This window comes from Streptomyces sp. NPDC058045 (assembly GCF_042885635.1).
Taxonomy (GTDB): Bacteria; Actinomycetota; Actinomycetes; order Streptomycetales; family Streptomycetaceae; genus Streptomyces.
The window spans coordinates 37,953-44,421 of sequence record NZ_JBHVRR010000046.1; the positions used below are offsets into that span (position 1 = coordinate 37,953).

Consider the following 6,469-nt stretch of genomic DNA (forward strand, 5'->3'; position numbering starts at 1 on the left):
CCGGAACCCGTGGGCGTATTCCTGGGGCGTGTCACCCTCCGCATCGCCGAGCCCACCGATGGACGTTCCGGCCGGGACGCCCTGTTCGCCTTCGCCGAGGCCTGACGCACCAGCCCGACCCCGGCAAGGAGACCCCGAATGACCCCGCCCACCACCGGCAGCCTGCGCGTACCGGGCGCCACCCTGCACTACGAGGTCCGCGGCCAGGGTCCGCTCCTGTTGCTGATCCCGGGTGGCGCGGGCGACGCGGCCTCCTACGACGGCATCGCCGACGACCTGGCCGCCACCCGTACCGTCGCCGCCTACGATCCGCGCGGCCTCTCCCGCAGCCCGCTGGACGACCCCGGCGCGCGGCAGCGGGTGGCCGATCACGCCGAGGACGCGCTGCGGCTGCTGGAACACCTCTCCCCCGGCGAGCCGGCCCAGGTGTTCGGGGCCAGCTCGGGCGCCGTCACCGCGCTCCATCTGCTCACCGCCCACCCGGAGCGCGTCGCCCGTGCGGTGGTGCACGAACCGCCGGTGGTGGAGGTGCTGCCGGACGCGGCCACGCAGCGGGAGTTCCTGGCGCGGGTCCAGCACACTCTGCGTACCGAGGGACTCGGGCCCGCCATGGCCGAGTTCGCCGCCGGTCTCACCGCGGACGGGGCGCCGCCCCCGGCGGCCGCGGTCGAGCTGCCGCCGCAGGCCGCCGCGCGGGCCGAGCGGACCAGGGCCAATCTGCCGTACTTCCTCGGCCGGATCGTGCCCGGCTTCATGGCGTACTCCCCGGACCTGGAACGTCTGGCGGGGGTCGCGGACCGGCTGGTGACGGCGTGCGGGGCGGACTCGACCGGTGAACTGCCGCAGCGGGCCGTCACGTTCCTCGCCCAGCGGCTCGGCACCCCGCTCGCCGAATTCCCCGGCGGGCACATCGGGCTGACCACGCACCCGGACGCCTTCCGCACACGGCTGGTCGAGGCCCTGGAGGACCGGACGTAGGCCCGTTGTCAGTGGCGGGGACTATAAGTGGACCCATGAACGCAACTGCTGCATCTCGTCCATCACCCGTACATTTCAAGCTCGTTGTCGACACCGCCGCCCCGCACGCCCAGGCCGACTTCTGGGCCGCGGCCCTCCACTACGAGGTCGAGGACCACAGCGCTCTCATCGCCGGGCTGCTGGACGCCGGCGCCGTCACCGAGGAGGCCGTCGTCGAGCACCACGGCCGCCGGGCCTGGCGGGACGCCGCCGCGGTCCGCCACCCCGAGGATCCGTACGACCCGCGCTGCGGCGTCGGTACCGCCAGACGTCTGCTGTTCAACCGTGTCCCGGAGGCCGCGGAGAAGCCGGGGAAGAACCGCCTCCATATCGACCTGCACGGCCCGGACGGACAGCGGGAGGCCGAGGTGGAACGCCTGACGGCCCTCGGCGCCCGCGTCCAGCGGCACGTGGCGGAGCCCTCCGGAAGCTGGGTGATCATGACCGATCCGGAAGGGAACGAGTTCTGCGTGCACTGAGCCGAGCGGCCTGGGCGGCGATTTCAGCGGCACAGGACGACTCCGCCGGCTACGACGGCGGTTTGCCCCCGTCGCGGAAGCGGCCGAAGGCCTTGGTGAGGGCGCTCAGGGGGGAGCCGTCCTGCCTGGTGGCGGCCGGGTCGGCCGGGGTCGCGGGAGCGGGCACGGGCGGGCGGGGCGCGGCGGCCAGGGCAGCCTGGGCGCGTTCCGCGGCCTCCCGGTACAGATCGCGGGACTTGGTCATGGCCTCCAGCGCGTCGGCGTACTTGGTGACCAGCTCCCGGGTGTGCGCCAGTTCCTCCTCCATGGTGAGCAGGTGCCAGCGGCCGCGGAGTTCGGTGAGGGCGTGCTCGGTGTCCGCGGTGGCGGGGCGGGGGCGCAGGGCGACGGCGATGACCTTCTGGACGAGTTCGGTGGGCTCCGAACCGTCGAGGAAGACATTGCGCACCGCGAAGCGCTCCGGGTCGGGGCCGGGCCCGCCCGTGGCGGTGGGCAGGACGACGGCGCCGCCGCGGGGCAGCCGTACGCCCAGGTCGCGTACCGCCCAGTCGGCGATCTGGGACTGTTCAGGGGCGGCGCGGTGCTCGACCACCCGGTGGCGCAGGCTGGGCGGCAGATAGAGGGCGAAGGGACGGCGGCCGCGTTCGTCGGGCGTCATCGCCTCATGGACGACGACATGGATGTTCCAGCTCTGGCGGACGCAGTCCTTGAGCAGGCGCCGCATCTCCTTGTCGTCCGCGGGGAGCGGGCTGACGGCTCGCACGCGGGGGCCGGGCACCACGTCGTAGTCCCAGAGGACGCGGTCGCTGTCCGGCCAGAACATGGTGGCCGGGGAGGGCCAGCGCAGCTCCCACGGGCGCTCCGCCTCCGCGGCCAGCACCCAGCTCACGGCCTCCCCGGTACGCCGCCGCCCCGCCACCTCGTACGTGGTCAACTGGGCGCGGACGGTGACCGTCTCGTCCACGCGCCAGCGGGCCTCGAAGCGGCGGCGGGTGGTCTCCGGGAGCGGCGGGCCGCTCTCCGCGCCGAACGGGTCAGGCAGCGGGCCGACTTCGGTGGACTCGGCGTGCGGCGGCGCCAGGTCAAGGAAGTCGTCGATCACGCCGGCCGCCTTGAGGGCGATCAGGTTGCGCCGGACGTCCTGCTCGGGCTCGGGCCCGAGATGGCGCCCGCGCCCCAGCCAGGCGGTGTCGGGGACGGTGGGTGCGGGGGTGCTGGTCTTCGGCATGGCGTCGATCTGTGAGGGGCGTCTAGGGCACTGCCTACGGGCACCCGTATGATCCCGGGCAGCCGCCGCGGCACGCAAGCTCCGCTTGTCACGGCCGTGCCGGTGCGGGCCGGGAGCCCGGTGGGATCACCGGGGCGGCCCGGCCCGCCGCCGGTCGCCGGGTCACTGCCCGGCCGAGCCGAAGCCGCTCCGCGGGGCTTGGCGGACGATGTTCTTGCTGACCACGAAGTGGGCGCCCTTCACCCCGTTGACGACCTGGGTGACCCGGGCGTCGCCGGCGACGCTGAGCACCGAGTACGCCTCCCGCTGGCTGAGGCCCCAGCGGCGCCCCATCTCGAACACGGTCTCGGCGGCGGCGATACGTACCGCCTCGTCCAGGTTCTCGTGGAAACCGTGCACCATGATCTCGGTCTCCGTCTCCAACACCGGGGTGCGGATGCCGAGTTGCTTGTGCAGGACGAACTGGACCAGCACATTGAGGTGGCCCTCGATGGCGGTGCCGGAGATCTCGCCGTCGCCCTCGGCGAAGTGGGTGTCACCGGCCCAGAAGAGCGCCCCCGGCACCTGCACCGGGTAGAACATCTGCGTCCCGGGCACAAAGCTGCGGTTGTCGACGTTGCCGCCGAAGCCGCCCGGCGGCACGGTGTGGATCTTGCCGGGTTGGCGGCCGGCCACCCCCGCGGTGCCCATGTGCGGGCGCAGCGGGACCGCGGCGCCGTTCAGCACGGGCTCCCGCCTGGTGGTCTCCGGCGGGATCAGGATGCCGGGCCTGGGCAGCGGCTCGGCGTGCGGATACGAGTACTGGAAGACGCCGCGGGCGGTGTAGGACTCCCAGTCGGCCTCGTAGACGACCACATGCTCCTCGCCCTCCAGTTCGCCGGGGGTGGAGTGCTCCATGGGGGCGCGGGTCGGGGGGTACAGCAGGCCCCAATTGGCGTGGAAGTTGACGCCGTAGGGCAGGCCGGGGCGGGGGCGGGCCTGGAGGAAGCGGCATTCCAGAACGTCGCCCGGTTCGGCGGCGGTGACGGCGATGGGGCCGGTCACGATGTGCGGGCCCGGGCCGCGGTCCTGTTCCGCTATGGCCTCGTAGACGGCGCGCACCCCGTCGTCGAAGAGCAGGTCGGGCGCCTCGCCCCCGTGGTGGGTGAGGCACTCGATGGCCACGACATCGCCCGAGGAGACGGTGAGGTTCGGCTTCACGGAGTTGTCGAAGTAGCCCCACTGGCAGTTATCGGGCGTGGCGAGAAGCTCGTGGTACATACGTGCTCCCTTTCAGAGGTGGTGGGTCCGGTTCCCGGGTTCAGTCACGCGGTCGGGAGCGGTAACGCAGGACGGGGAGGTGAGCATGGTGGCGGCGAAGACGCAGAGGCCCCGCCGAGCAGGAGGCGCGCCGGTCCGACGATCGCGGTGGTGCCGAGTGCCAACGGCAGGATGATCCGCAGGACTTGTCCTGCGCGGCCGGCGATCCGCGCGGTGGTGGTGCCCAGCAGGATCTTGCCGGGGGCGATCACGGTGCCGAGTGCGCCACCGGTGGTCTGTCCGCCGAGGACGTCGGCGGTGCTGAGTCCGGCGGCTTGTGCGGTGGTGTGCTGGAAGGCGCCGAAGAGCAGATTGCCGGAGAGGTCGCGGGAACGGGTGTCACCAGCCGAGCGCGAGTCCGTCGCCCCGCGGGTCGGCGCCGCCCATCAGGACCTTGTCGCCGACGCGGATGGCCTGGGCGTGGCCCATGACGCCCTCGAAGTCGCCCAACTGCTGTACCGGCTGGCCCCAGTTGCGGAGGCTTTCGAGGGCCTCGGCGGGGAAGCGGTTCTCGATGCGCAGGTCGCGGCGGTCGTCGCCCCAGGTGCGGCCGTAGAGCCAGCGGGGTGCGTCGATGGCCTGCTGTACGTCGAGGCCGAAGTCGACGACGCGGGTGACGAGGGCGTTGGAGGTCTGCGGCTGGCCCTCACCGCCCATGGTGCCGTAGACGAGGTCGAGCCGGCCGTCGCGGAGCAACATGCCGGGCATCAGCGTGTGGAAGGTGCGCTTGTTCGGCTCCAGGCTGTTGACGTGGTCCGCGTCGAGCGAGAAGAAGGAGCCGCGGTTCTGCAGCAGGACGCCGGTGTCGCCGGCGATGAAGCCGGAGCCGAACTCGTGGTACAGGCTCTGGATGACGGAGGAGGCGTTGCCGTCCTTGTCCACGACGACGCTGCACGTGGTGTCGCCACCCATCCGCGTCACGGGCTGGAGGGGTGCCGCGCGGTCCATGGTGATGCGGGAGGCCAGTTCGGCGGCGTACCCCTTGGAGAGGAGCCGGTCCATGGGGATCTCGTGGAAGGCGGGGTCGGTGAGGTGGCGGTCGCGGTCGGCGAACGCCAGCCGGGTGGCCTCGACCAGCAGATGCACATAGCGCGGGTCGTTGCTGCTGATGAGGCCCGAGAGGTCGAAGTTCTCGATGATGTTCAGGGCCATCAGATGCGCGAACCCCTGGGAGTTCGGCGGGTGTTGGTATGCCACATAGCCGCGGTAGGTGGTCGAGATCGGGTCCTGCCAGTCGGAGTGGTGGGCGGCGAGGTCCTCGGTGGTGAGCAGGCCGCCGGCCTCCTGAAGGCTGCGGGCGATCTCGGCGGCGACCGGGCCCTCGTAGAAGCCGGCCCGGCCCTTCTCGGCGACGGTCTCCAGGGTGGCGGCGAGGCGGGGCAGGGTGAGGACGTCGGCGATGGCCGGGAGGCGCTGCTCCGGCATCAGGGTCCTGCTGGTCAGGGGGTGCGCGTGGAGCACCTCGGCGACGTCGGAGGCGCAGGCCGCGTAGCTGTCGCAGACCGGGAAGCCGTCCCTGGCGTAGTCGATCGCGGCGCGCAGCAGGGCGGACAGCGGGAGGCGTCCGTGACGCTCGTGGGCGGTGCACCAACTGTCCACGGCGCCCGGTACGGTGACGGCGGCGAGCGGGCCGCGGGAGGGGATCTCGGTGAGGCCCTTGCTGGTGTAGAAGTCGCGGGTGGCGGCGGCGCCGGAGCGGCCGCTGCCGTTGAGGGCCTGGACGCTGCCGGTGGCGGCGTCGTGGATGAGCCAGAAGGCGTCTCCGCCGGGGCCCGTCATATGCGGGTAGACCACGCCGAGGGTCGCGTTGACGGCGATCGCGGCATCCACCGCGCTGCCGCCGTCCCGCAGCACCTGAAGACCGGCGGCAGAGGCGAGGTAGTGGGGCGAGCTGACCATCCCGTTACGGGCCAGGGCGACCGGACGGGTTGTGCGCGTCATACCGGCTCCTTGAGGGACGAGCTGGGGGCGGACGTCGGGCTGGCCCCGTGAGAGCTGAGAGTGATCCCGAAGAAGGGCTTCGGGCCGGCTCGGAGTCGAGCGCGGAACTGGACATTCAGTTAGAGCTGAGCAGTGAGCGCTGGGCACTGAGAGCTGGGCCGTCGAGCTGAGGCCGAGCCGGGACGCGGCTGAGCGATTGAGCTGAGCATCAAGTCGAGCTTACGACCGCAACCAGCCATTGCATACGGTATCCAGTTATCATTCTGGATTGACCGGGATCAGGGTGTCCAGAGGTGTGCACACCCTTTTGGAATACCAATTCGACGGACCGGTGCGGGACTGGTGGAGGCGGCACCGCGGGACGGTCCCGGGTGGCTAGGCCGTGTCGTTTGGATCTCCGTGGCGTCGCGGGCCCTGGCACGCACTCTCGCTGCACCGGCCGAACGCCGAAGTACGTCCAGTACGAGGGAGTCCGGCCGGCACACCGAGAGCACGCACCAGGACC

At 72.0% G+C, this 6,469-nt stretch carries 5 protein-coding genes and 1 pseudogene; 2 read left to right on the forward strand and 4 right to left on the reverse strand.

The features are described from left to right. Nucleotides 1-138 precede the first annotated feature (138 nt). Both ACFVST_RS23495 and ACFVST_RS23500 read left to right on the forward strand, forming a co-directional pair. Entirely contained in the window at nucleotides 139-978 is an 840-nt protein-coding gene (locus ACFVST_RS23495) for an alpha/beta fold hydrolase (protein WP_390155359.1), read from the forward strand. Nucleotides 979-1,013: 35 nt separating this feature from the next. After that, on the forward strand, nucleotides 1,014-1,496 hold the full coding sequence (locus ACFVST_RS23500) for a VOC family protein (RefSeq protein WP_390155361.1): 483 nt from the start codon (nucleotides 1,014-1,016) through the stop codon (nucleotides 1,494-1,496). Nucleotides 1,497-1,545: 49 nt separating this feature from the next. Here ACFVST_RS23500 and ACFVST_RS23505 read toward each other — a convergent pair whose 3' ends face one another. The 4 genes and pseudogenes from ACFVST_RS23505 to ggt form a co-directional block, all read right to left on the reverse strand. After that, nucleotides 1,546-2,724 (reverse strand): hypothetical protein, encoded by a 1,179-nt coding sequence (locus ACFVST_RS23505; RefSeq protein ID WP_390155363.1) that lies wholly within the window; start codon nucleotides 2,722-2,724, stop codon nucleotides 1,546-1,548. 162 nt (nucleotides 2,725-2,886) lie between these two features. Next, nucleotides 2,887-3,984 carry an acetamidase/formamidase family protein gene (locus tag ACFVST_RS23510; RefSeq protein WP_390155365.1) on the reverse strand — a complete coding sequence of 366 codons (1,098 nt, stop codon included), beginning with the start codon at nucleotides 3,982-3,984 and terminating at the stop codon, nucleotides 2,887-2,889. A gap of 44 nt (nucleotides 3,985-4,028) precedes the next feature. Next, nucleotides 4,029-4,337: pseudogene (locus tag ACFVST_RS23515) on the reverse strand (L-lactate permease); the annotation flags it as partial. 25 nt (nucleotides 4,338-4,362) lie between these two features. Further along, nucleotides 4,363-5,964, reverse strand: a complete 1,602-nt coding sequence (gene ggt, locus ACFVST_RS23520; protein ID WP_390155367.1) for a gamma-glutamyltransferase — start codon at nucleotides 5,962-5,964, stop codon at nucleotides 4,363-4,365. Nucleotides 5,965-6,469: the final 505 nt, after the last annotated feature.